Below are 24,204 nucleotides of genomic sequence, written 5' to 3'. Positions count from 1 at the left end.
CGACGACCGTCATGTCAGGGTGGTCAGGATCGCGGGGACCGCATGCTCGACCGGTCGATCGGGGCGGGCGCGATCCGCTCGCCCCGCTCATAGGCGGTCAGGCGCCGCAGGATCTCGGGACGGTCGTAGCCCGGGAAGCGGATCAGCAGCAGGCGGAGCTGGAACCGCGACTCGCGCAGTTGGTTCAAAATCGCCTGGTCGGTCGGCCCGGCGCTCACGTCCCGGGCGTCGGCGCCGCCCAGTGCGTCATCCGCAGATAGAAGGCATCGCGGGGGCCGGCCTGGGCGAGCGCGGTCAGGAAGGCAAGCCCGTCGTCGACCGGAAAGTCGATGTAGGCCCGGCCGCGCATCGCGGCGACCACCGGGGCCATATGGGGCAGGTCCCAACTGGCATTGCTCTCACCCGCATGCTGAGCAGGTCCACGTGTTCCAGCCGAGGCGCCACTTCCTCGTCGATGTCGGCACTCAGCTCGCCGACGGTGACCCGGCGGACGGGGTGGAGGTTTTTGGCCACGCGCCGACCTTACGAATGGTCGTCCAGGTAGGCGGCCGGCGTGTAGGCGCGGGCCTCGGCCGGGGTCAGCTGGGGCCGGTCCGGGGTGATCAGGGCGCCCGGGCCGTAGTTGCGGTACTCGGCGAAGCGGGCCTCCCGCCACGGCCAGGTGCCGAAGTCGCTCCACGCGGCCGGGCCGATGTGGGCGCCGATCGCCGAGTCGCGGATGACGGTCTGGCCGATCGCGTCGGGGTCGTTGCTCGGGTGCCAGGGGCGGCCCAGGAAGACGCTGCCGGCCGGTGCGTCCGAGGTGAAAGCGCACCGGGTGAACAGGAAGCCGTGCGGATTGGTGAGGTCGGTGCTCGGTGCCGTCGCGTACCCGGCCGGTGTCGACGCCCGGTTGAGGGAGTGGATCCGGCAGCGGTCGAAGACCGCTGTGCCGCGGCCGAAGATGAAGTCGACGTCGCCCTCGACGTAGCAGTCGCGGAAGCTCGCCCGGGCAATCGCCGAGACCGAGCTGCTGTTGACGTAGAGCGTGTCCTGATTGGCGATGAACCGGACCCGGCGGAAGGTGGTCCGGTCGGCCCGGGTCAGCACCGCGACCGCCTGCTGTGAGGTGATCTCCGGGTGGGCGGTCTCGTCGAACAGATTGGCGAAGGTCAGGTTGGAGGCGCTGAATCCGGGGCCGTCGATCGTCACCGAGGCGCTTCCGGTGGTGCCCCAGGTGCCGGAGCCGTCCGGCTTGGGCGTGCCGTTGGCCCGGTCGTCGGCGATGACCACGTCGGACGGCCGGAGGCCGAGCCCGATGAGCCGGACGCCCGACTTGGCGGCCGGCACGATCACCTGGCCTCGGTAGACGCCGGGTCGCACGAGAATGGTGCCGCCCGGTGGCACGGCGTCGACCGCCGCCTGCACGGTCGGGAGGTCGCCGCCGGCCGCGACGACGAGACAGGCCGGGGAGGCGGAGGCCCGATCCGGGTACGCCAGAGCGGCGCCCGCCCCAGCGGCGAGTCCCAGGAAGTGGCGGCGGCGCATGGCGGCTCCTCGAGTCAGGAAAGGCCTTTCCCGCCGGACGGTAGGCCCGTCGTCAACCCTCGTCAAGTCACCCAACGTAATCGACGCGAGAACGTCCTGCGTAGACCCTTGATCTGCAAATATCCGCAGTGGAAAACGCATTCCTAGGATGCCAAGACACTTGCTTTCATCGATGTCTTGGCTAAGCTCGCCCCTCAACGGCTCGACGATGGGTAACCGAAGGGTGGAAGGCATGCGAAGAATCCGGCGGATCTCGATCGCCGCGGCGGTCGTGGCCGCGGTCGGCGCGGCGACCATGCTGCTCGGCCAGAGCGCGAACGCCACGACCGTACCCGGCAACACCGGCTCGATCGCACTCGGCGCGACCAAGGTCGTCTCGGGCACGTTCGACGGCGGTATGAAGCGCTACTACGGCACCGGCGACCTCGGCAGCGGCGGCCAGGACGAGGGGCAGGACCCCCTGTTCGACCTGCCCAACGGCGGCACCCTGAAGAACGTCATCCTGGGCGCCCCAGCGGCCGACGGCGTGCACTGCGAGGCCACCTGCACCCTGCAGAACGTCTGGTGGGAGGACGTCGGCGAGGACGCGGCGACGTTCAAGCCGAAGTCGGCGTCGGCCACGATGACGGTCAGCGGCGGTGGCGCGCTGCACGCCAGCGACAAGGTGTTCCAGCACAACGGCGTCGGCGGCACGTTCGTCATCGACGGCTTCCAGGTGCAGGACTTCGGCAAGCTCTACCGGTCCTGCGGGAACTGCTCGACCCAGGGCAAGCGCACCGTGGTGATCCGCAACGTGACCGCGACCTACAAGGGCAGCGCGATCGCCGGCATCAACACCAACTACGGCGACACGGCCACGTTCAGCAACCTGACGATCATCGGTGACAGCAGCAAGAAGATCACGATCTGCCAGAAGTACACCGGCAACAGCACCGGGGCCGAACCGCCGAAGAACGGCTCAGGCCCCGACGGCACGTACTGCAAGTACAGCAGCTCGGACATCCACTATCAGTGAGTCAACGGCCAGGTGCTCTCGCGCTGAATGAGCTCGGCATCGACCCGCTCCGTCCTCGGGTCGGCGCCGGGCTCGCCGAGTGCCAGCTCCATGGCCCGCGAACCCATCTCGGTCAACGGGAGCCGGACCGAGGTGAGCGACGGCGTCACGTCGCGCGCGATCGGCATGTCGTCGAAGCCGACGACCGCGATCGTCCGGCCGGCCTCCCGGAGGGCGGCCAGGGCGCCGACCGCCATCGAGTCGTTGAGCGCGACGATGGCGGTGAATTCGGGATGCGCGTCGATGAGGGTCGCGGCGGCCGAAAAGCCGCCGTCGCGGGTGAAGTCGGCGTGCACGACGCGCTGCTTCGGCAGCTTTCGCTTGTGCAGACGGGCCGCTCGCCGCAGGCCGTCGAGCCGGTCGGCGGTCGTGGTCAGTCCGGCCGGCCCGGCGATCACACCGACCTCGGTGTGGCCCAGCGCGTACAGATGGTCGGCGGCGAGGAAGCCGCCCTGCTCGTTGTCCGGCAGCACCGCGTCGCCGGTGCGGCCGTGCCGCCCGACCACCGCGATGCGGCCGCCGGTCGCCTCGTAGGCCCGCATCCGGGCGTCGAGCCGGGCGGACGCCTCCTCGTCGAGATAGCCCGAGCCGGCCACCACGATCGCGGCGACCTGGTGGGCGTGCAGCAGTTCGAGATATTCCAGCTCGCGCTCGGGTTCCCGGAAGCTGTTGCAGATGATCACGAGCCGCCCGTTGGCGCTGGCCACCCGCTGCAGGCCACGGGTGATCTCGGCGAAGTAGGGGTCGGAGACGTCGTGCACGATCACGCCGACCGCGCTGCGGTGCGAGCGCGCCAGCATCTGGGCGTGCGCGTTCGGCACATACTGCAGTTCGGCGACCGCCGCGAGCACGCGTTCGCGCAGGGTGTCGGCAACCGGCTTGCTGCTGCCGTTGATGATTCGGGACGCGGTCGCGGTGGAAACGCCGGCTCGGCGCGCGACGTCCGCCAACGTGGCCATGCCCCGCAGGATACCGGCGTGGGTCTTGTGCGCCGGGCGACACGCCTCTAGGTTCTAGGAAAGCGCTTACCTCAGGTATTCGTGGGAACCGGGGTCAGGGAGGAATCGACACAATGAGCCGGACGACGATCGGGATCGTGCTCAACGGCGTCACCGGGCGGATGGGCTTGCGCCAGCATCTGATCCGCTCGGTGCTCGCCATCCGGGAGACCGGCGGCCTGCCGCTCGCCGACGGCTCGACCCTCTGGCCCGAGCCGGTGCTGGTCGGGCGCAGCGAGGCCAAGCTGCGGGCCATCGCCGACCAGCACGGCCTCACCGACTGGACGACCGATCTGCCGGCCGCGCTGGCCCGCTCCGACGTGCAGATCTACTTCGACGCCCAGGTCACGTCGGCCCGCGACAAGGCGCTGCGGATGGCGATCGACGCGGGCAAACACGTCTATACCGAGAAGCCGGTCGCCGAGACCCTGGAAAACGCGGTCGAACTGGCCCGGCTCGCCGACGCGGCCGGCATCAAACACGGCGTGGTGCAGGACAAGCTCTATCTGCCCGGGCTTCGCAAGCTCGCCCGGCTGGTCCGCGGCGGCTTCTTCGGCCGCGTTCTTTCCGTACGCGGCGAGTTCGGCTACTGGGTCTTCGAGGGCGACTGGCAGTCGGCGCAACGACCATCGTGGAACTACCGGACGGCCGACGGCGGCGGCATCACCCTCGACATGTTCCCGCACTGGCACTACGTGCTCGAACAGATCTTCGGGCCGGTACGCGCGGTGACCGCCCTCTCGACCACCCACATCGACCGGAGGTGGGACGAGGACGGGCAGCCCTACGACGCGACCGCCGACGACGCGGCGTACGGACTGTTCGAACTCGACGGCGGCGTCGTCGCCCAGATCAACTCGTCCTGGGCGGTCCGGGTCAACCGCGACGAACTGGTCGAGTTCCAGGTCGACGGCACGCTCGGCAGCGCGGTCGCCGGCCTGCACCACTGCCGCGTCCAGCCCCGGGCCGCCACCCCCAAGCCGGTGTGGAACCCCGACGAGCCGACCACGCAGCGGTTCCGCGGGCAGTGGCAGGAGGTGCCCGACAACGAGGTGTTCATCAACGGCTTCCGGGCCCAGTGGGAGCAGTTCCTGCGCTACGTCGCCGAGGACGGCCCCTACACCGGTGACCTGTGGGCGGGCGCCCGCGGCGTACAGGTCGCCGAGCTCGGGCTGCGGTCCTCGCGCGAGGGCCGCCGGCTGGAGATCCCGGAGCTGCTGCGATGAGCTTCTCCTCGCGCATCGCCTACGCGGCCGTGCCGGTGACCGCCGACCCGCGGGCCGAGAACGTGCCCGGCGCCCCCGCGGCCCTCGACTGGGAGGCGACGCTGGCCTTCCGGCGGCATCTGTGGTCGCTCGGGTTCGGGGTCGCCGAGGCGATGGACACCGCCCAGCGCGGCGCCGGCCTCGACTACGCGGCCACCCGCGAACTGATCCGGCGCAGCGCGGCCGAGGCCCGGGCGGCCGGCGGGCGGATCGTGGCCGGGGTCGGCACCGACCAGTTGCCGCCCGGCCCGGCCACGCTCGGTGACATCCGGAAGGCGTACGCGGAGCAGCTGGAAGATGTGCAGCAGGCCGGCGCCGCGCCGGTTCTGATGTGCAGCCGCCATCTGGCGGCGGCCGCGCGGGGCCCGGACGACTACAAGCAGGTCTACGGCGAGCTGATCGAGCGGGCGGATCAGCCCGTCCTGCTGCACTGGCTGGGGGAGGCGTTCGATCCCGCGCTGGCCGGCTACTGGGGCACCGACGAGACGGTCGAGGAGATCATCGCGGCGCACGCCGACCGGATCGACGGGATCAAGATGTCGCTGCTCGACGCGTCGCGCGAGACCGCCCTGCGGCGCCGCCTGCCCGCCGGGGTGCGCATGTACACCGGCGACGACTTCAACTATCCGTCCCTCATCAAGGGCGACGAATCGGGACACTCGGATGCCTTGCTCGGAGTGCTCGCGACGATCGCCGAGCCGGCCGCGGCGGCTTTCCGCGCCCTCGATCGCGGGGACGCGGACGAATACGACCGCATTCTCGCGCCGACGGTTCCCCTGGCGAGACACCTGTTCGCCGCGCCGACCTACTACTACAAGACCGGCATCGTCTTTCTCAACTGGCTGGCCGGCCACCAGGACCATTTCGTGATGGTCGGCGGCCTCCAGTCGGGACGCTCCCCGGCCCACCTGGCGCGATTGACAGAACTGGCGCGGGAGGCCGGTGTGCTTCCGGTTACCGACCAGACCGACGCCCGCATCGAGGCCTGGAAAACGACCGTGGGATGGGACCGATGAAGTTCTCCCTCAATCAGGCGACGACGAAATACTGGCCGATGGAAGATCTGGTGCGAGGGCTCCTCGACGCGGGAGTCGGTGCGGTCGGATTGTGGCGCGAGGATGTCACCGCGTACGGCCTGGAGCGCACCGCATCCCTGATGCGGGAGTCCGGTCTGGTGGTCTCGTCCCTCTGCCGGGGCGGGTTCTTCCATCGACCGGACTGGCTCGACGACAATCGCCGGGCGATCGACGAGGCCGCCGCGCTCGGCACCGGCACATTGGTGTTGGTCAGTGGCGGCCTGCCCGACGGCAGCCGCGATATCGACGGAGCCCGCAAGCACGTCGGCGAGGCGATCGGCCGGCTGGTCGAGCACGCCACGGCGTCCGGGGTGCGGCTGGCGATCGAGCCACTGCACCCGATGTTCTGCAGCGACCGCTGCGTCGTCGCCACGCTGAGTCAGGCCCTCGCGATCGCCGCTCCCTACCCGGCGTCAGCGGTCGGCGTCTGCGTCGACACCTACCACCTGTGGTGGGACGACACGGTCTGGGAGCAGCTGCGGGCCCACCCGGACCGGATCGCCGCCTTTCAGCTGGCCGACTGGATCACCCCGCTGCCGGCCGGCGTGCTCACCGGCCGCGGGCTGCCGGGCACCGGCTGCGTCGACCTGGCCCGCTTCTCACGGGCGGTCACCGAGGCCGGTTACACCGGGTGGACCGAGGTCGAGGTCTTCAACGACGAGGTGTGGTCCCGGCCGGGCGCCGAGGTCCTCGCCGACGTGCTCAAAGGGCTTCCGGCATGAGAACGCTGCGGGTCGGCGACGTGCAGGTGGCGGCCTATGTGACCGACCCGCCGCTGGACATTCGATTGGCGCCCCGGCCCTATCTGCATCCGGTGCGCACCTTGGGCGGCCGGGTTGTGACCGATGCGCTGTGCTTCGACCACCCGTGGCATCTCGGGGCGTCGCTGACAATGTCCGACGTCAATGGCCACAACCTGTGGGGCGGCCGCACCTTCGTGCGCGATCAGGGCTACGTCTGGCGGCCCGACCACGGGCGCATCCGGCACAATTCCTGGCTGCCCTCGCCGGACGGCATGGCCGAATCGCTGAGCTGGTGCGACGGCGAGGGCAAGGAACTGCTGCGCGAGCAACGGACGATCACGGCCACCGCCGCGACGCACGGTTGGTCGCTCGGATTTTCGTACGCGCTCGCGACGCCCCGCCAGACATCGGTCGCTCTCGGCTCTCCAGCGACCCATGGCCGCACCGGGGGAGCCGGATACGGTGGCTTCTTCTGGCGTTTTCCGCCCGGTCGCGCCGAGGCCTTCACCGCGTCGTCGTCCGACCCCAACGGCAGTGCCGAACCGTGGGTCGCGATGACCGTCGACGACGCCTATACGCTGGTTTTCCAAGGCTTGCGGGGTGACGACCGGTGGTTCGTGCGCACCTCGGAATACGCCGGGGTGTGCGCCGCACTGGCCTTCGACCACCCGCTCGTCCTGCCGCCTGACAGCTCGATGAATCGCGACATAACGGTCTTGATCGTGGACGGTGTGCTGACCCGATCGCAGGTCAATAGCATTGTGCGGTGACTCGGAGGATTCTCGCTCTGCTGGCCGTCGTCGCCGTGCTGCTGTTCGGCGGCGCCGCGCCGGCCCGGGCTGACTTTCAGGTGCTGCGAAGCACCCCGGCGGCCGGCTCGACCGTGCTCAAACCTCCGGCCGAGGTGCAGGTCACTTTCGACCGGCCGGTCAGCGATGTGGCCAGCTCGGTGCGGGTCAGCGCCCCCGGCGGCGTCTACAACGACGGGGTCGTCACCCTCTCCGCAGGCAACACGCTGGTGCAGCCCGTCCGGCGGATGTCATCCGGCGACTACACGGTGAGCTGGACCGCGACGGCCGCCCCGGGCGCCCCGGCGACGTCGGGAAAGTTCACCTTCACCGTCTCGGCGCCGGCCGAGCCCGGCGCGGGCCCCGGCCAGTGGATCGTGCTCGGCGTGCTGGCCGTGATCATCGCGTTCCTCGGCAACGCCCTGATCCGGCGACGCCTGGCCCGGCGGCCCGAGGCCGAGCCCGGCGGCCGGCGGCCCGGGGCGCGAGGCCGGAAATGAGTTGCGCCGGTTTCACCGGCCTGATCTGCTCGGGCCTTCCGACTCGTGAAAGGAGGACCGCGATGTCTGCCCCGCACACCGCGCTCGTGTCCTCAACCCTCTTCGAGGCACGGCGCTCTCTCTCCTAGGAGAAGCTGTGACCCTTGTCGTTCGCCCGATCAGCGGGCTCGGCGAGATCGACCTGTTCAACCACCTGCCCTACCTGCTCAACGACGAGGTCGCCGCCGACCTGACGGCCGGCCGACGCCGTACGTCCTGGTTGTGGGTCGCTCTGAAGGGCGACCGTGTCGTGGCCCGCGCCGGCTGGTGGGCCCGCGCCGGCGACGAGCACCCGTTCCTGATGGACATCTTCGACGTCGACGGCGCACCGTCCGACGGCCTGGCCCTGCTCTCGGCGGCGTTGCCCGCGATGACCGCCCCGGGCGCGCTCGCGCCGCCCGAGTTCCTCCGTTTCGTGCCCGCCGAAGGCCCGTTCACCGGCCCGTGGCGAACCGTTCTCGAACAGTCCGGCGCCCGCCTCCTGGTCGAGCGCCGCCGCCTCGAATGGCGCCCGTCCTCACCGGTGCCGCCTCCTTCCGGCCGCCTCGAATTTCGCCCCGCCGACGACCCGGAGGAGCTCATCGGCCTGATGACGCTGGTTCTCGACGGCACCCTCGACGCGCACAGCCGGACCGACCTGCGACGGCTGAGCCCGCGCGAGGCGGCGGAGGAGCAATACCGCGAGGAGCTGGTTCGCTATCCCAGCCCTCGCGAGTGGTGGCGGATCGCCGGCCTGCCGTCCGGCGAGCCGGTCGGCTTCGTGATTCCCGCCCGCAACGACTACAACGCCGTCCTCGCCTACATCGGCGTGGTCCCGGCCCACCGCGGCCACGGCTACATCGACGACATCCTGGCCGAGGGCACCCGCATCCTGGCCGACGAAGGCGTCCCGCGCATCCGCGCCAACACCGACGTGGGCAACTTCCCGATGGAGGCCGCCTTCGCCCGCGCCGGCTACGAGACCTTCCAGCGACAGATCGACATGACATGGCCGCGGTCCATGGCCTGAGCCTCGACTGTCAGGATCCCGCGTCCCGGCTTCCGGCCGTGACGAGCAGCGCGGCCAGTTCGCGGGGCCGGGAGAACATCGGCCAGTGGCCGGTGTCCAGCTCGACCAGCTCCCAGCGCTCGCCGGTCAGCAGTTCGGCCACGTCGTCGCTGGGCTCGGGGTCGTCGAGAACGCATTTGAGATAGGTGGCCGGCAGCTCACCGAGCGGCCGCGCCAGCACCGCCGGCTCGACCAGGGAGGCGCCCGGGTGCGGCGTCGAGCCCTCGACGATCCGGGCGACCTGCTCGCTGGTGAGGCCGTTGCCGTCGAAGTGGGCCGCACCGACCACGGGCCAGAACCCGCCGTTCGCGGCGATCGACGCCCGCACCGCCGCCCCGCCGTCGGGCCAGACCGAGGCGAACGACTCACCGTCGGCGGGGACGGCCGAGTCGACGAAGATGACGCGGGTCAGCCGGTCGCCGATCCGCTCGGCGGCCTGCCCGACCGGGATGCCCGAGTAGCTGTGCCCGACCAGGACGACGTCGCGCAGGTCACGGCGCTCGATCTCGTCGACGATGTCACGCACGTGGGTCTGCTGCCCGGCCGGGAGACCGCGCTTGTCGGCGAGCCCGGAGAGCGTCAGCGGGTAGGCGTTGTGGCCGGCCGCCCGCAGATGCGGCACCACGTCGTCCCACGCCCACGCTCCGAGCCGCGCACCGGCAACAAGCACGAAATTCGCCACGGTCGCACCGTAGCGGAGTCTCGCCCCCTCCGGTCGCGGTTCAGAGCAGAGGCGGCGGGCTGGACGGCTGGGTGCTCGGGCGGCGCGGGGCGTGTCGTGGGTGGCACCGACTTGGAGCGACGCCACGGGCTGACGCCGAGGCGGCCGGTGCTGCCCAGGTCGAGGGCGCCGTCCGGGGTGAGCAGCTGGGCGGGCCGGCCCGGTTCGGGGGCCATCTGAAGATAGGGCGCGTTGACCGGTGGCCGGCGGATGTCGTCGTACGTGTTGCGCCACACCACCACGCACTCGGCCTGCTGGCCCGGTTTCAGCGTGACCGGGGCCGGCGGGCCGTTCCAGTCCGGGATCGGGCCGGCGATGTCCGCGACGCCGTGCAGCACCTTGACGGCTGCCGCATGGTGGTCCTTGTCGAGTGCCCGCACCGTCGGGTAGCCGTCGACCCGGTAGTTCTTCTTGCCGCAGTTGAGGAGCGTGATGCCGAGCGCCCGCAGGCCCGCCGCCCCGTCGGTGCCGCCGGATCGCAGCAGGACGCCCTCGGGCGGGCAGGTGGGCGGCGGCGTCTGGGCCGGGGTCGTCGGCGGGTCGGCCCGGCGGCCCGGCGTCGTCGACGTCGGCCGGGGAGGCAGCCGGTGCCCGTACGCGTCGTAGCCGGGCTCGGGGGCGTTGCAGGCGGCGAGCAGGGCCAGGGACAGCACGGCGACGGCGAGGCGTTTCACCGGTCCGATCTTGCCGTACCGCCGCAAAACGGCTGGACCCCGGGAACGGGCCGGTGCCACCGTGGCGGCATGACCAGCGTTCGCATGATGGCCCCCGGCCCGGGGTTCTGACGCGACCATGCCCCGCTCACGCGGGGCATTCCTCTCCGCCGGGCGGGCGGAGGAGGGGACATGTCCGGCTTCTATGTGACGACCGCTATTCCGTACGTCAATGCCGCGCCGCACCTGGGGCATGCGCTGGAGTTGGTGCAGGCCGACGCGCTGGCGCGGCATCGCCGCCGGCGCGGCGGCGACGTTCGTTTCCTGACCGGCACCGACGACAACGCGCTCAAGAACGTCACCGCCGCCCGGGCCGCCGGGGTGCCGACCGGGGATTTCGTAGCGGCCAACGCGGCTCGCTTCGCCGGCCTGCGCGGGCCGCTCGATCTGTCGTTCGACGACTTCATTTCGACCAGCACCGACCCGCGGCACGCCGACGGGGTGCGCCGCCTGTGGGCGGAGTGCGGCCACGACTTCTACCGGCGGCGCTACGAGGGGCTCTACTGCAACGGCTGCGAGCGGTTCCTCGACGGGGATTCCTGCCCCGAGCACGCGGAGCCGCCGGCACCCGTAGCCGAGGAGAACTGGTTCTTCCGCCTGTCCCGCTATCAGGCCCGGCTGCTCGACGCGCTCGAATCCCGCGAGCTCGACATCGTGCCCGCCGCCCGCCGCAACGAGGTGCTCGCCTTCGTGCGGGCCGGGCTGCGGGACATCAGCGTCTCCCGTCCCGCGGCCCGGGCCGACGGCTGGGGCGTTCCGGTCCCCGGCGACCCGTCCCAGGTCGTCTACGTGTGGTGGGACGCGCTGGCCAACTATGTGACGGCTCTGTCGGAAGGCTCCGACTATCAGCGCTGGTGGGTCGAGGCGGAACGCGTCCACGTGATCGGCAAGGGCATCGTCCGCTTCCACGCCGTGCACTGGCCGGCGCTGCTCCTGTCCGCGGGCCGTCCGCTGCCCAGCCGGCTGTTCGTCCACGACTACCTGACCGTCGACGGCGCCAAGATCTCGAAGTCCGCCGGCACCGCCGTCGACCCGGCGGCGCTGGTCGCGGAGTTCGGCACCGACGCCGTCCGCTGGTGGCTCCTGCGCGACCCGGCCCCGAACGGCACCACCGACTTCACGGCCGACCGGCTCCGAACCCGCGCGAACCAGGATCTGGCCAACGGGCTCGGCAACCTGGTGCACCGGACGGTGAAACTCCGCGCCGGCCGGCCCCTGGCCGCCGGCGACGACCTGGCCGCCGATCTGCCCGGCCGCATCGACCGCGCGCTGGCCGCCTTCGACTTCCGCGAGGCGACCGAGGCCGTCATCGAGGCCGTCGACCGGCTCAACCGGGTCATCGAGGCGGAACGGCCGTGGCAACTCGCCCACCCCGAGGCCGTGCTGGCCACGCTCGTCCGGAGCGCGCGAACCGTCGCCGCCGAACTCGTCCCGTTCCTCCCGGGCGGTGCCGCCCGGCTGCGGGCCCAGCTCCGGGACGGCGCGGCGCCCGCACCGGTGTTCCCGCGGCTCGGGTGACGGTTTGCCGCGGTCTGGCATCGTGTGGCGGTGCCCGACTCCATCGTGGAACTGCTCGCCCGTCACGCCGCCGAGCAGCCGGAGCGCATCGCCTACACCTGCGGTGATCGCGAGATCACGTTCGCCGGCCTGGACGAGCGCACCCGGCGGTTCGCGGCCGGCCTGGCCGCCCTCGGACTGCGGCGGGGCGAGCGGGTCCTGATCTGCCTGCCCGCCGGCATCGACGCGGTGGTCGCCCTGCTCGGCACCGTGCGGGCGGCCGGTGTCGGCGTGCCCGTCGACCCGCGCTCGTCGACCGCCGAGCTGGCCGGGCTCGTCGAGGACTGCGGGCCGCGGCTGGTGGTGGCCGGCCTTCCGCGCCGCGACGGCGGCCGCACGGTGGACGAGGTCTTCGCCGCGGCCGGTGACGGCGTGGCCCGCGACGACCTCGGGCCGGACGAGCAGGCGTGGATCCACTACACCTCCGGCAGCACCGGGCGGCCCAAGGGCGTGGTCTCGACCCAGGGCGCCTGGCTGGGCATGGCGCGCCGGGCGCTGGTCGAGCACCTCGGCTTCACCGCCGGCGACCGCCTGCTGTGGCCGCTGCCGCTGTTCCACGCGCTGGGACACGCCCGGTGCGTGCTGGCCGTCCCGCTCACCGGGCGAGCGCGACGATCCTCGACCACCCGTCCGACGACGAGCTGATCGCCGCGCTGGAGACGACCCGGCCGACGGTCTTCACCGGGGTGCCGACGGTCTACCACCGACTGCTGAGCGCGCTCGACGGCCGCCGCCTAAACGTGCCCACGCTCCGGATGTGTGTCACCGGCGGGGCGCCCTGCCCGCGGCGGCTGCGCGAGTCGGTGCGGACGCTGCTCGGCGCGCCGCTGGTCAACAGCTACGGCAGCACCGAGACCTGCGGCGCGATCGCGATGGAGCACCCGGCGGTCGAACCGGTCGCGGAGGGCTCGGTCGGGCAGGTGATCCGCGACGTCCGCATCGTCGATCCGGCGACCGGCGACCCGCTGCCACCGGGCGGTGAGGGCGAGGTCGTGGTCGGCCGGCCGTGGCTCATGGAGGGATATCTCGACCGTCCGGAGCGGACCGGGTGGTATTCGACCGGCGACCTGGGCCGGCTGCACGGAGACCAGCTGACGCTGACCGGGCGCGTCCGCGACCTGATCATCCGGGGCGGCGCCAACGTGCACCCGGCCGAGATCGAGAAGGTGCTGCTCGAGCTGCCCGAGGTCGCCGACGCGGCGGTCGCCGGCCGGCCGCATCACCGGCTCGGCCAGGTCGCGGTCGGCTACGTGGTGCCCGCCCGCGCCGGGGTCGACCCGGCGGCGGTGCTGGCCCAGGTCCGCCGGCGGATGTCGGCGGCCAAGGCGCCCGACGACATCCAGTTGGTCGGCGCGCTCCCGCGTACGCCGTCGGGCAAGGTGAAACGCGACGAGCTGGCGGCGGTCCGTGAACCCGATGACCCGGTCGTCATCGTCGCCATGGCCTGCCGCTATCCGGGCGGCGTCGCCTCGCCGGACGACCTGTGGTCGCTGGTGACCGACGAGGTCGACGCGATCGGCCCGTTCCCGGCCGACCGGGGCTGGGACACCGGCCTCTACGACCCCGACCCGGACCGGGCCGGGCACTCCTCCGTACGCCACGGCGGCTTCCTCGACGACGTGACCGGCTTCGACCCGGCCCCGTTCGGCATCGGGCCGGCCGAAGCGCTGGCGATGGACCCGCAGCAGCGGCTGCTCCTGGAAACCTCGTGGGAGCTGTGGGAACGCGCCGGAATCGACCCGGGCACGATGCGCGGCAGCGACACCGGCACCTACGTCGGCCTGATGTACCGCGATTACGCCGGTCAGGCGGTCAACCCGTCGGCCGAGCTCGAGAGTCACCTCGGTCTCGGCTCGGCCGGCAGCGTCGCCTCGGGCCGGATCGCCTACACGTACGGGCTCACGGGCCCGGCCATCACGGTCGACACCGCCTGCTCGTCGTCGCTGGTGGCGATGCACTGGGCGGCCCGGGCGCTGCGGGCCGGCGAGTGCGGCCTGGCCATCGCCGGTGGCGTCACGGTGATGGCGACCCCGGGACCGTTCGTCGCGTTCAGCCGGCTGCGGGGGCTCGCCCCGGACGGCCGGGTCAAGGCGTTCTCGAACGACGCCGACGGCACCGGCTGGGCCGAGGGCGCCGGGCTCCTGCTGCTGGAACGGCTCTCGGACGCCCGTCGCAACGGTCACCCGGTGCTCGCCGTGCTGCGGGGTTCCGCGGTCGGCTCGGACGGCGCGTCGAACGGGCTGGCCGCCCCGCACGGCCCGGCCCAGCAGCGGGTGATCCGGGCCGCGCTGGCCGACGCGGGCCTGCGGACGTCCGATGTGGATGCCGTCGAGGCGCACGGCACCGGCACACCGCTGGGCGATCCGATCGAGGCGCAGGCGCTGCTGGCGACGTACGGACGGGACCGGCCGGCCGGGCAGCCGCTGTGGCTCGGCACGGTCAAGTCGAACATCGGGCACACGCAGGCCGCGGCCGGTGCCGCCGGTGTCATCAAGATGGTGCAGGCGCTGCGGCACGGCCGGCTGCCGCGCACGCTGCACGTCGGGGAGACCAACGCGTACGTCGACTGGACAGCGGGCGACGTACGCGTCCTGACCGAGGCCCGGCCGTGGCCGGAGACCGGCCGCCCGGCGCGCGTGGGCATCTCGTCGTTCGGCATCTCCGGCACCAACGCGCACGTCATCCTCGAACAGGCGCCGCCGGCCGAGCCGGTCGAAGCATCCGGCCACATCGGACAGCCGCTGCTGCTCTCCGCGGCCGACGACACGGCCCTGAGCCGTCGCGCCGCCCAACTTCTCCGCCTTGATCCGGCGTCGTCGGGTGCGATCAGCGCGAGCCGGGCCGCGCAACGGCACCGCGCCGCACTGCTGGGCGGCCCCGACCACTGGCCGGACGCCCTCGCCGCCCTCGCGGACGGGCGCGCCCACCCCGGCCTGGTGACCGGCGACGGCCGACCGGCCGGCCGGGTCGCCTTCCTCTTCCCGGGCCAGGGCGCCCAGCGCGCGGGCATGCGCGACCGGTTGCCCTTCGACACCTTCCGCCGGGCGTACGACGAGGTGATGGCCGCCCTCGGCGACCCGGTGCCCGCGGGCGCCGACGTGGACCGCACCGAGCACGCCCAGCCGCTGCTCTTCGCCTACGGCGTGGCCGCCGCCCGGCTCCTGCGGTCGTGGGGCGTCCGGCCGGACGTGCTCGCCGGCCACTCGATCGGCGAGCTGGCGGCCGCGCACGTCGCCGGCATCCTCACGCTGGAGGACGCCGCGAAGCTGGTGACCGCCCGGGCGCGGCTGATGGGCGCGTTGCCGCCCGGCGGGGCGATGGCCGCGGTCGACGCCACCGAGGAGGAGCTGCGCCCGCTGCTGCGCCCGGGCGTCGAGATCGCCGCCGTCAACGGTCCCCGCTCGGTGGTTCTCTCCGGCGACCGGTCCGCCGTGGCCGAACTGGCCGGCCGCTACCGCCACACGATGCTGCGGGTCAGCCACGCCTTCCACTCCGCGCACATCGATCCGGTTCTCGCCGAATTCGAGAAGGTGGCGGCCGAGGTCACCTATCATCCGTCCGCGGTCGCGGTGGTCAGCACCCGTACGGGACGGCCGGCTACCGGCGACGATCTGCGCTCGGCGGCCTACTGGACGGGTCAGCTGCGTCACGCGGTGCGCTTTGCCGACGCCGTACGGGAATTGCCGCGGCTCGTCGTCGAGCTCGGCCCCGTCCCGACGTTGGCACCGCAGGTGCCGCAGGGCACCGTTCCCGCGTCGGCCGAAGGTGCCGCCGCGCTGTGGGCGCACGGCGTCGAGGTCGACCGCGCCGCGCTGCTCGGCCGGCCCGATCCGCGCGTGGCCGCGTCGCTGCCGACCTATCCGTTCACCCGCCGCCGCTACTGGCTCGACGGCGCCACCGCCGCGAAGAGCGGCCCGGCCCTGCTCGACACCATGATGGAGGTGCCGGGAAGCGGCCGTCGCGTGGCCACCGGCCGCCTGTCGCCGTCGGGGCAGCCCTGGCTGGCCGACCACACGATCGGCGGGGAGACGCTGGTTCCGGGTATGCTGTTCGCTTCGCTGGCCGCCTCGTTCGGGCGCTGGGCCGGTGTTCCGGTCGTCGCCGAGCTGGTGATCGACCATCCGCTGGTTCTGGAGCGGTCCGATGTGGAACTCCAGCTGGTTCTCGACCCGGAGCAGGCGCTGACCGTCTATGCGCTCCACGGCGACCAGTGGGTTCCGCACGCCAGTGGCCGTTGCGCCGCCGACCCCGCCGAGGCGTCGCCGTGGGACTGGGCCACCTCGTGGCCGCCGGAGAACGCCTCCCCGGCCGGCCTGCGCGGCTTCTACGACGGCAGCGGCTACGGTCCCGCGTTCCGTGGCGTGACCGCGGCGTGGCGCCGGGGCCCGGACGAGGTCTTCGCCGACGTGCGGTTGCCGTCGGTGGTCGACCGTGGTTCTTCGCTCCATCCCGCCCTGCTTGACGCCGCCCTGCACCCGGCACGGCTGCTCGGCCGGGCCGGCGACGCTTCGCGGGTGCCGTTCGTGTGGTCCGGGGTGCGGCTGCACGGCGTCGCGACCGAGGCCCGGGTGCGGATCCGCGAGCTCGGGCCGGACCGGATCGAGGTGCGGGTGGCCGGGACCGACGGGCAACCGCTGTTCGAGGTCGCCGAGCTGGTTCTGCGGGAGTTGCCGCGGGCGCTCTACCGCGTGTCGGTCATGCCGGTGTCGTCGCGGTCCGGCGGTCCGGCGCCCGTTGTGCTGGACGCCCGGCGGCCTTCGGCGGACAGCCCGGAGGCGACCCGCGACCAGTTCTGGGCGGTGACCTCGCAACTGCGCTCCCGCCTGGCCGGCGCCGACCGGGTCGTGGTGACCACCGACTCCCCGGTGGTGGCGGGCCTGGTCCGGGTCGCCGCGGCGGAATACCCGGGCCAGGTCGCACTGGTCGACCTCGACGGCAGTGCCGCGTCACGGGAGGCGCTGCCCGCCGCGATCCGGGCCGCCGCCACCGAGCCGGAGATCCGCGTCGTCGCGGGCGTGCCGGGCATTCCCCGCCTGGTCCGGGCCGACCTCCCGGCCGGCGGTGCCCCCGGCTTCGGCGGCGGAACCGTGCTGGTCACCGGCGGCACGGGCGCCCTCGGGCGGCTGCTCGCCGGGCATCTGGTGGCCGCGCACGGCGTACGGCATCTGCTGCTCGTGTCGCGCTCCGGCGCCGCGGGCCGGGAGCAGGAGCTGCATCCGGCGGTCGTGACCGTCCGGGCGGCCGACGTCGCCGACCGCGGACAGGTCGCGGCGCTGATCGCGGCGGCCGACCCGCCGGTGACCGCGGTCGTGCACGCCGCCGGGGTGATCGACGACGGCCCGATCGCCACTCTGACCCGCGAGCGGGCCGACAAAGTGTTGCGCCCCAAGGTGGATGCGGCCCGGCACCTGCACGAGCTCACCGGCGACCTGGCCGCGTTCGTGCTCTGCTCCTCGGCCTCGGGGGTGCTCGGCAAGGCGGGCCAGAGTGCGTACGCGGCCGGCAACGCGTACCTCGACGACCTGGCCCGGCGGCGGCGGGCGGCCGGGCAGCCGGCGCTGTCGCTGGCCTGGGGCCCGCTCGACCTGGACGGCGGCATGCCGTCGTCGGGCGGCAAGCTGCGCCCGCTCAGCCCGGCCGAGGTGACGGCCGCGTTCGACGCCGCCCTGCGCAGCGACGAGGCGGTGCTCGCGCCGATCGCCTTCGACCGGCCGGCGGACGCCGTGGCGCGGCCGGCCGGCCCCCGTCCGGCTCCGGCCGCCGACGGTCTGCGCGACCTTTCCGGCGCCGAGTTGGTGACCGCGCTGGAGGGCCTGCTCCGCGACGAGGTGGCGGGCGAGATCGGCCACGCCGACTCCGCGATGGTCGACGTGCGGGCGGCCTTCACCGACCAGGGCCTCGACTCGGTCAGCTCGATCCAGCTCCGGACCCGCCTGGTCGCCGCGACCGGCGTCGCCATGCCGCCCACGGTGGTCTTCGACCATCCGACACCGGCCGCCCTGGCCCGCTGGATCGCCGGTCGCCTGGCCGAATCGCCGCGGGCGGCGCCGGTCGCCGTTGCGGCCCCCGGCGGCCCCGCGGATTCTCTCGCGTCGATGTTCGCGGCGATCGCCGGCACCGGGCAGGCCTGCCTGGCGGTCAACCTGCTGGCGAGCGCGTCCGCGATGCCGATCGAGTCACCCCGCAGCCCGTCCGTGCGGCCGGTCGAGCTCTCCACCAACCCCGACGGGCCGCTGCTCATCTGCCTGCCGTCGCTGAGCCCGGCCGGGGCGGCCGAGTTCCTCGGCTTCGCCCGGGCCGTCCGGGAGGCGGTCACGGTGCTGCCTCTGCCGGGCTTCGACGTACGCGCGAGCACGCCCAGCTCGCTCGCCGAGCTGGTCGACCGTCTCGCCGCAGCGACCGTGAACGCCGCCTGCGACCGGCCGTTCGCCCTGGTCGGCCGGTCGAGCGGCGGCCTGCTGGCCCACGCGGTCGCCGAACGCCTGGACGGCCACGCTCCGGCCGGGCTGATCCTGCTCGACACCTACGAGCGGGACCTGGGCCGGCTCACCGAGGACTGGATAGCCTCCCTGGTCGTCGCCGGACTCGACCGCCTGCGGGAACACCTCGACCCGGCCGCCCGCCGCGACGCCCTGCTGACGGTCGGCAGCTATCTGCGCCTGCTCCGCGGCTGGCGACCCGGCCCGGTCACGACCCCGAGCCTGCTGATCGCCGCCGGCCGCCCACTCCCCGGGATGCCGGAGGACGGCTGGCGGGCCTCCCGCGAGGTCCCCCACGACCGCGTCGAGGTCCCCGGCGACCACTTCACCATGCTCGACGATCAGGTCGCCGCGACCGCCGCCGCGGTCAGCCGGTGGATTTCTCAGCCGAGCGGCACCCGTCGCGTGTAGGGCGGGGCGGCCCACGACAGGCCCAGCTCGGACGGCAGCGACCCGCTGGCCGCGACCTGCCGGACGACGGCGTTCACGCCCCGGATGACGCGGACACCGTCCACCTGGTCCACATATTTGTCGTCGATGAGGGCCGGTGCCGGGATCTCCGGCTCGGTCAGCGCTTCCAGCACGGCGGTGAAGTCGCGGGTGGATTCGAGCGGTACCAGCAGCGGGACGCCCGCGGATCGGTGGTCGAGCAGGTTGGTCAGCAGGTCGTCGCGGCCGGGGACGACGGCCGGGGACGGATCGCCGGGGAGGGCCAGCCGGTCGGTCGGATATTCGAGCGTCGCCGGCCCGTCCGGCAGCACCGCGTCGATCTGGCCGGCGATGAACTCCTCGCCCGCCAGCGTCACCGCGATCGTCACGGTCAGCCCGCTGTCGAAGGTCACCCGCGCGAACGCGGTGTCGTCCACCTCGATGGGCCGGGTCCGGTAGCGTTCCACGGCCAGCTGCCGCGGCCGTCCCGCCCCGGCGGCCGACGCGCTGGCCAGCGCCTGCACCACGGCGTGGGCCAGCGGGTTGACCAGCGACCCGTCGATGACCGGCCGCCCGCCGACGTTGCGGCGGCCGGCCCACGGCGCCCGGGTGTAGTAGGCGTCGTCGCGCTGCCACGACGCCATCGCCGACACCGACGACGCCGGCCCACTCGCCACCGCGGCGCGGAAACGGGCCCACGCCCGCGAGGCCAGGGCCTGAAAGCCGACCTGGCACGACCGGCCGGTCGCGTTCAGCTGGGCGGCCAGCGTGCGGTGGGCGGCCAGCGAGGCGACCGGCGGTTTCTCCAGCAGCAGGTCGCACCCGGCGTCGAGCACGTCCAGCGCGATCGGCAGGTGCGTGTGCGGGGGAGTGCAGACCACCACGACCTCGGGGGCGGTGGTGGCGAGCAGTTCCCGGTGGTCGGTGAGGAGCGCGACGCCCTCGCCGACCGGGGGGTCGGGGTCGATCGGCTGGGGATCGGCCAGCCCGACCAGCCGCACCCGGCCGGTGGCGGCCAGCTCGGCGATCCGCCGCCGATGCCAGCGGCCGTGCCCGTTGGCCCCGATCAGCGCGACCCGCACCTCATCCGTCATGCACCATCTCCTTCTCCCGGCCCGGACGACAGCGTCGCGGCCACGCCGTGCTTCGTGAGCGCGGTCAACCACTCCACCAGCAACGAGCGCACCACACTGTCGTCGGCCAGGGCGCGATCGAAGACGGTGGTCAAGCCGAGGAGCGCGTCGACCACACCCTCCGGCGTCGACGACGAGGCGGCGAGCCGGGCGCGGATGTCGGAAGCCAGCGGATCGTCGAGCGGCAGCGCGCGACCGTCGTCGGCCACGCCCTGCACGAACCGCATCCACGCCGCGACCACCAGGGCACCCCACCGGGGAGTTCCGCCCGCCGCGCGCCGGTCCAGAAGCGTATGCAGGACCCGTTGCGGCAGTTTCTGGCTGCCGTCCATCGCCACCTGCAGCGTGCGGTGCCCCATCGCCGGGTTGGCGAAGCGCGTGAGGACCGATTCGCCGTAGGAGACGACGGTGACGCCGGGCGGCGGGTCCAGGGTCGGCGCGACATCCGAGGCGATGAACGCGCGCATCACGGCATCCATCCCGGGAAGCTCGAGCGCGGCCGCGATCGTCGAGCACCCGGCCACCGCACCGAGATAGGCGATCGCCGAGTGCACCCCGTTGAGGGCCCGCAACTTCAGCCGTTCCCACGGTCGCGCGTCGCCGGTCATCACCGCGCCCGCGAGCTCCCACGGCGGCCGCCCACCGGGGAAGGAATCCTCGATGACCCACTGCGAATAGGGCTCCCCGCACACGGCCGCCCGATCCGAGGCCCCGAGCGCCGATTCGGCGGTGGAGAGCAGATCGGGGGTGGCCGCGGGGACGATCCGGTCGACCATCGTGCCCGGGAACGTCACGCTCGCGCGTACCCAATCGAGCAGTGACCCCGCGGTCTGGGTGACCAGACCGCTCAGCCGGTGTCCGTTGGCCGGCAGGTTGTCGCAGCTGACCAGCGCGATCGGGCCGGCGTCGGCCTTCTGCCGCGCCCGCAGGCCGCGGATGAGCAGGCCCGGGATCGTACGTGGCGGGCGATCCGTCCCGAGGTCGGCGCGCAGTTCGTCGTCCCAGAGAACCTCGCCGGTGGCCGGATCGAGCCGATAGCCCTTCTCGGTCACGGTCAGCGTGACCACCCGGATCCGCGGGTCGGCCAGAAGCTCGACCACGGTTGAGGGTGAGGCGGACGCTCGAAGAGCCCCGGCGACCGAGCCGACGACCCGCGTCGACGTCGAGGAGGGGCCGAGCGTGGTCACGCTGTAGAGCAGGTCCTGCTCGGTCAGCGCGTCGACGATCGACGCCGACCGCGGCGCGACCTCGACGATGCCCCAGTCGCCTCCGCCGGCCGCCATCGCGTCCTCGGTGTAGACCGCCTGATGAGCCCGGTGGAACGCGCCCACGCCGAGGTGCACGATTCCGGGCCCGAAGGACCCGGGCGAGACCCGTGGCCGCGATTCGGCGGGCAGGCTTCCCAGCGACGCCCGCGACAGCCTCATCGCCACGCCGGCCCGTCCGGGAAGGAGAACTCGGCGACCGAGGACGGCTTGATGTCGCTGGAGTATCCGGGCGCGGACGGCAGCAGATAGCGCCCGCCCCGCGTCCGCACCGGATCCTCGAAGTGCTCGTGCAGATGGTCGACGTACTCGACCATCCGGCCGTCCAGCGACGTCCCCACGCGCAGGTAGTCGAAGACGGCGATGTGCTGCACCAGTTCGCACAGCCCGACCCCGCCGGCGTGCGGGCACACCGGCACCCCGAACCTGGCCGCCAGCAACAGTTCGGCCAGCACCTCGCCGACCCCGGCGACCCGGCACGCGTCGACCTGCACGACCCGGATCGCGTCGGCCTGCAGCAGCTGCTTGAAGATGACCCGGTTGGCGGCCACCTCGCCGGTCGCGACGCGTACGGGAGCAACCGCGCGCTGAATGCGCGCGTGCCCCAGAATGTCGTCGGGGTGGGTGGGTTCCTCGATCCAGTAGGGGTCGGCCGCCCGCAGGCGGGCCATGTTGCCGATCGCCTCGTCCACGCCCCACACCTGGTTGGCGTCCATCATGAGCAGCGCGTCCGGCCCGATCTCGGAGCGGATGATGCCGGCCCGCCGCACGTCGTCCTCGATGTCGCCGCCGACCTTCATCTTCATCGCCCGCCAGCCCTCGGCGTAGGCCTGCCGGGTCAGCGCCCGCACCTTGTCGTCCGGGTAGCCGAGCCAGCCGACGCTGGTCGTGTAGGACGGGAAGCCGTCGCTCTCCAGCTCGGCGAGGCGGTCCGCGAGGCCGACCTGGCCCTTGTCGAGAATGGACGCCGCCTCGGCCGGGGTGATCGCGTCGCTGATGTGCTGGAAGTCGACGGCCGCGACGAGCGCGGACGTCGGCATCTCGGCGAGGAAGCGCCACAGCGGCTTTCCCGCCTGCTTGGCCCACAGGTCCCAGACCGCGTTGACCAGGGCGCCGGTCGCCATGTGCAGCACGCCCTTCTCCGGGCCGAGCCAGCGCAGCTGCACGTCGGCGATCAGCGACCGGTGGAAGGCCAGGCGGTCGGCCGCCAGCTCCTCGAGCGTACGGCCCTCGACGTGATGCGCGAGCGCACGCACCGCGGCACAGGTCAGTTCGTTGCCGCGCCCGTTGGTGAAGGTGAAACCGGCGCCCTTGAGGGGGCCGTCGGTCTGAAGCTCCACATAGGTCGCCGAGTAGTCGCCGCGATTGATCGCGTCGGACCCGTCGCCGGCGGCCGCGGTGGGGAAGCGGACGTCGTGCACATCCACCCCGGTGATGGTGACGGTCATGCGGTTGCTCCGGCGGTGTCGAGGCGGAAGATCCGCTTGGGCAGGTGGTAGGCGAGGTCGGCCATCGTCTCGGCCGCCTCGTCGAGCGGGAGCCGGTTCTGGGTGACCAGCGAGGCGAGGTAGGCGGCGTCGGACCGGCGGGCGATGTCGTGCCGCACCGGGATCGAGCAGAACGCCCGGGTGTCGTCGACGAAGCCGGCCGTGTTGTAGAAGCCGGCCGTCTCGGTGACCGCGTCCCGGTAGCGGCGCAGCCCGTCCGGCGAGTCGAGGAACCACCACGGCGCGCCCAGGAACAACGCCGGATAGCCGCCGGCCAGCGGGGCCAGCTCGCGGCTGAACGTGTATTCGTCCAGTGTGTACACCACCACGCGCAGGCGCGGATCCATCCCGTACGCGTCGAGCAGCGGCCGCAAGGCGTGCACGTAGTCGGTGGCCTGCGGGATGTCGCCGCCGACGTCGCGACCGTGCGCGGCGAAGAGCCGCTTGTTGTGGTCGCGCACCGCGCCCGGGTGCAGCTGCATGACCAGGCCGTCGTCGATCGACATCCGGGCGAACTCGAGCAGCATGTGCCCCCGGAAGGTCTCGGCGTCGCTGGGCGACGCCATCCCGCGCCGGGCGCGGTCATAGAGGGCGCCGGCCTCGTCGGCCGAGAGGTTTTCGGTACGCGCGGTCGGGTGCCCGTGGTCGGACGAGGTGGCCCCGGCGACGATGAAGGCCTCGCGCCGCGACCGCAGGGCGGCGAGGTAGCCGGCGAACGTGCCCGTGTCCTCCCCGGCCAGTTCGCCCAGCCGGGCCACCGCCTCGGCCCAGCCCTCGCGCTCGAAGTCGACGACCAGGTCGGGCCGGAACGTGGTGATGACCCGCCCGCCCGGGCCGCCCCAGCCGTCGGCCGCCAGCTTGGCGTGCTCGGCCAGGTCGTCGGTCGGCGACTCGGTGGTGGCCAGCACCTCGATGCGGAACTTCTCGAACAGTGCCCGCGGCCGGAACTCCGGCTCGGCGATCTTCGCGGCGATCGCGTCGTACATCTCGTCGGCCGTCCCGGCGGAGAGCCGCGTCTCGATGCCGAAGACGGTCCGGAAGGTCTGCTCCAGCCAGAGCCGCGACGGGGTGCCCCGGAACAGGTGCCAGTTCTCGGCCAGGAGCCGCCAGATCGTGCGGCCGTCGGTCTCGGCCTCACCGCCGTCGCACCGCGGCACGCCCAGCCGGTCCGGCGGGATCCCCTGGCTCAGCAGCATCCGCGTCACGTAGTGATCGGGCACGATGAGCAGCCGGGCCGGATCGCCGAACGGCTCGTCGTCGGCCAGCAGGCGCGGGTCGACGTGGCCGTGCGGGCAGAGCAGCGGCAGGTCGCGCACGACCTCGTGGAGTTCGCGGGCGATCTGCGCCTGCCGCGGGTCGACGGCGAATACGGGGTCGGTCAC

The 24,204-nt window shown here is 72.9% G+C and carries 20 protein-coding genes; 10 read left to right on the top strand and 10 right to left on the bottom strand.

Translation table 11 applies throughout. The features are described from left to right. Positions 1–23 precede the first annotated feature (23 nt). The 3 genes from AB0M88_RS36625 to AB0M88_RS36615 form a co-directional block, all read right to left on the bottom strand. Positions 24–218: a hypothetical protein gene (locus AB0M88_RS36625; RefSeq protein ID WP_364110418.1), complete on the bottom strand. Its 195-nt coding sequence runs from the start codon at positions 216–218 to the stop codon at positions 24–26. Continuing rightward, positions 215–370, bottom strand: coding sequence for a hypothetical protein (locus AB0M88_RS36620; protein WP_364110417.1), 156 nt, complete (start codon positions 368–370; stop codon positions 215–217). The genes AB0M88_RS36625 and AB0M88_RS36620 overlap by 4 nt, the downstream gene beginning before the upstream one ends. Before the next feature lie 152 nt (positions 371–522). Next, positions 523–1,527: a pectinesterase family protein gene (locus AB0M88_RS36615; RefSeq protein WP_364110416.1), complete on the bottom strand. Its 1,005-nt coding sequence runs from the start codon at positions 1,525–1,527 to the stop codon at positions 523–525. 232 nt (positions 1,528–1,759) lie between these two features. On the opposite strand from AB0M88_RS36615, the gene AB0M88_RS36610 reads away from it, so the two are divergent. Then, positions 1,760–2,542 carry a pectate lyase gene (locus AB0M88_RS36610; protein ID WP_364110415.1) on the top strand — a complete coding sequence of 261 codons (783 nt, stop codon included), beginning with the start codon at positions 1,760–1,762 and terminating at the stop codon, positions 2,540–2,542. Here AB0M88_RS36610 and AB0M88_RS36605 read toward each other — a convergent pair. Beyond that, positions 2,536–3,540, bottom strand: coding sequence for a LacI family DNA-binding transcriptional regulator (locus AB0M88_RS36605; RefSeq protein WP_364110414.1), 1,005 nt, complete (start codon positions 3,538–3,540; stop codon positions 2,536–2,538). The two genes, AB0M88_RS36610 and AB0M88_RS36605, sit on opposite strands and share 7 nt — an antisense overlap. Before the next feature lie 113 nt (positions 3,541–3,653). Between AB0M88_RS36605 and AB0M88_RS36600 the strand changes: the two genes are divergently transcribed. From AB0M88_RS36600 to AB0M88_RS36575, 6 genes are all read left to right on the top strand, one after another. Then, entirely contained in the window at positions 3,654–4,805 is a 1,152-nt protein-coding gene (locus AB0M88_RS36600) for a Gfo/Idh/MocA family oxidoreductase (protein WP_364110413.1), read from the top strand. Beyond that, positions 4,802–5,860 carry a DUF993 family protein gene (locus AB0M88_RS36595; RefSeq protein ID WP_364110412.1) on the top strand — a complete coding sequence of 353 codons (1,059 nt, stop codon included), beginning with the start codon at positions 4,802–4,804 and terminating at the stop codon, positions 5,858–5,860. The genes AB0M88_RS36600 and AB0M88_RS36595 overlap by 4 nt, the downstream gene beginning before the upstream one ends. Further along, positions 5,857–6,642, top strand: a complete 786-nt coding sequence (locus tag AB0M88_RS36590; protein ID WP_364110411.1) for a sugar phosphate isomerase/epimerase family protein — start codon at positions 5,857–5,859, stop codon at positions 6,640–6,642. Before AB0M88_RS36595 ends, AB0M88_RS36590 begins: the two co-directional genes overlap by 4 nt. Then, positions 6,639–7,433, top strand: coding sequence for a PmoA family protein (locus AB0M88_RS36585; RefSeq protein ID WP_364110410.1), 795 nt, complete (start codon positions 6,639–6,641; stop codon positions 7,431–7,433). Before AB0M88_RS36590 ends, AB0M88_RS36585 begins: the two co-directional genes overlap by 4 nt. Then, positions 7,430–7,951, top strand: coding sequence for a copper resistance CopC family protein (locus AB0M88_RS36580; RefSeq protein WP_364110409.1), 522 nt, complete (start codon positions 7,430–7,432; stop codon positions 7,949–7,951). The genes AB0M88_RS36585 and AB0M88_RS36580 overlap by 4 nt, the downstream gene beginning before the upstream one ends. Before the next feature lie 136 nt (positions 7,952–8,087). Next, positions 8,088–8,999 carry a GNAT family N-acetyltransferase gene (locus AB0M88_RS36575; RefSeq protein ID WP_364110408.1) on the top strand — a complete coding sequence of 304 codons (912 nt, stop codon included), beginning with the start codon at positions 8,088–8,090 and terminating at the stop codon, positions 8,997–8,999. Positions 9,000–9,009: 10 nt separating this feature from the next. Here the strand turns inward: AB0M88_RS36575 and AB0M88_RS36570 are convergent, their stop codons facing one another. Together AB0M88_RS36570 and AB0M88_RS36565 are read right to left on the bottom strand one after the other, a co-directional pair. Then, entirely contained in the window at positions 9,010–9,660 is a 651-nt protein-coding gene (locus AB0M88_RS36570; protein WP_364110407.1) for an alpha/beta hydrolase, read from the bottom strand. Beyond that, positions 9,618–10,433: a DUF4232 domain-containing protein gene (locus AB0M88_RS36565; protein ID WP_364110406.1), complete on the bottom strand. Its 816-nt coding sequence runs from the start codon at positions 10,431–10,433 to the stop codon at positions 9,618–9,620. The genes AB0M88_RS36570 and AB0M88_RS36565 overlap by 43 nt, the downstream gene beginning before the upstream one ends. Before the next feature lie 171 nt (positions 10,434–10,604). On the opposite strand from AB0M88_RS36565, the gene AB0M88_RS36560 reads away from it, so the two are divergent. Genes AB0M88_RS36560 through AB0M88_RS36550 form a run of 3 tightly spaced genes read left to right on the top strand, consistent with a single transcriptional unit; the run spans position 10,605 to position 18,919 of the window. Beyond that, entirely contained in the window at positions 10,605–11,990 is a 1,386-nt protein-coding gene (locus AB0M88_RS36560) for a methionine--tRNA ligase (protein WP_364110405.1), read from the top strand. A gap of 30 nt (positions 11,991–12,020) precedes the next feature. Further along, positions 12,021–12,674 (top strand): AMP-binding protein, encoded by a 654-nt coding sequence (locus AB0M88_RS36555; protein WP_364110404.1) that lies wholly within the window; start codon positions 12,021–12,023, stop codon positions 12,672–12,674. Continuing rightward, on the top strand, positions 12,605–18,919 hold the full coding sequence (locus AB0M88_RS36550; protein ID WP_364110403.1) for an SDR family NAD(P)-dependent oxidoreductase: 6,315 nt from the start codon (positions 12,605–12,607) through the stop codon (positions 18,917–18,919). The genes AB0M88_RS36555 and AB0M88_RS36550 overlap by 70 nt, the downstream gene beginning before the upstream one ends. Here AB0M88_RS36550 and AB0M88_RS36545 read toward each other — a convergent pair. The 4 genes from AB0M88_RS36545 to uxaC are packed head-to-tail and all read right to left on the bottom strand — an operon-like array spanning position 18,892 to position 24,204. Continuing rightward, positions 18,892–20,031 carry a Gfo/Idh/MocA family oxidoreductase gene (locus tag AB0M88_RS36545; protein ID WP_364110402.1) on the bottom strand — a complete coding sequence of 380 codons (1,140 nt, stop codon included), beginning with the start codon at positions 20,029–20,031 and terminating at the stop codon, positions 18,892–18,894. The two genes, AB0M88_RS36550 and AB0M88_RS36545, sit on opposite strands and share 28 nt — an antisense overlap. Beyond that, entirely contained in the window at positions 20,028–21,497 is a 1,470-nt protein-coding gene (locus AB0M88_RS36540) for a mannitol dehydrogenase family protein (protein ID WP_364110422.1), read from the bottom strand. The genes AB0M88_RS36545 and AB0M88_RS36540 overlap by 4 nt, the downstream gene beginning before the upstream one ends. Next, a complete protein-coding gene (locus AB0M88_RS36535) occupies positions 21,494–22,783 on the bottom strand; it encodes an enolase C-terminal domain-like protein (RefSeq protein WP_364110401.1) in 1,290 nt (429 codons plus the stop codon). The genes AB0M88_RS36540 and AB0M88_RS36535 overlap by 4 nt, the downstream gene beginning before the upstream one ends. After that, positions 22,780–24,204, bottom strand: a complete 1,425-nt coding sequence (gene uxaC / locus AB0M88_RS36530) for a glucuronate isomerase (protein WP_364110400.1) — start codon at positions 24,202–24,204, stop codon at positions 22,780–22,782. The genes AB0M88_RS36535 and uxaC overlap by 4 nt, the downstream gene beginning before the upstream one ends.

It is taken from the genome of Actinoplanes sp. NPDC051411, assembly GCF_040682075.1.
In the GTDB taxonomy this organism is placed as follows: domain Bacteria; phylum Actinomycetota; class Actinomycetes; order Mycobacteriales; family Micromonosporaceae; genus Actinoplanes.
This window is presented reverse-complemented; position numbering and strand designations above follow the sequence as displayed.

Bases quoted from the DNA above. Each gene is read 5' to 3' on its own strand.
- AB0M88_RS36560 (WP_364110405.1), top strand. From the start codon at position 10,605: ATGTCCGGCTTCTATGTGACGACCGCTATTCCGTACGTCAATGCCGCG.
- AB0M88_RS36605 (WP_364110414.1), bottom strand. From the start codon at position 3,540: ATGGCCACGTTGGCGGACGTCGCGCGCCGAGCCGGCGTTTCCACCGCG.
- AB0M88_RS36620 (WP_364110417.1), bottom strand. From the start codon at position 370: ATGGCCCCGGTGGTCGCCGCGATGCGCGGCCGGGCCTACATCGACTTT.
- AB0M88_RS36590 (WP_364110411.1), top strand. From the start codon at position 5,857: ATGAAGTTCTCCCTCAATCAGGCGACGACGAAATACTGGCCGATGGAA.
- AB0M88_RS36600 (WP_364110413.1), top strand. From the start codon at position 3,654: ATGAGCCGGACGACGATCGGGATCGTGCTCAACGGCGTCACCGGGCGG.
- AB0M88_RS36595 (WP_364110412.1), top strand. From the start codon at position 4,802: ATGAGCTTCTCCTCGCGCATCGCCTACGCGGCCGTGCCGGTGACCGCC.
- AB0M88_RS36585 (WP_364110410.1), top strand. From the start codon at position 6,639: ATGAGAACGCTGCGGGTCGGCGACGTGCAGGTGGCGGCCTATGTGACC.
- AB0M88_RS36615 (WP_364110416.1), bottom strand. From the start codon at position 1,527: ATGCGCCGCCGCCACTTCCTGGGACTCGCCGCTGGGGCGGGCGCCGCT.
- AB0M88_RS36610 (WP_364110415.1), top strand. From the start codon at position 1,760: ATGCGAAGAATCCGGCGGATCTCGATCGCCGCGGCGGTCGTGGCCGCG.
- AB0M88_RS36545 (WP_364110402.1), bottom strand. From the start codon at position 20,031: ATGACGGATGAGGTGCGGGTCGCGCTGATCGGGGCCAACGGGCACGGC.
- AB0M88_RS36540 (WP_364110422.1), bottom strand. From the start codon at position 21,497: ATGAGGCTGTCGCGGGCGTCGCTGGGAAGCCTGCCCGCCGAATCGCGG.
- AB0M88_RS36535 (WP_364110401.1), bottom strand. From the start codon at position 22,783: ATGACCGTCACCATCACCGGGGTGGATGTGCACGACGTCCGCTTCCCC.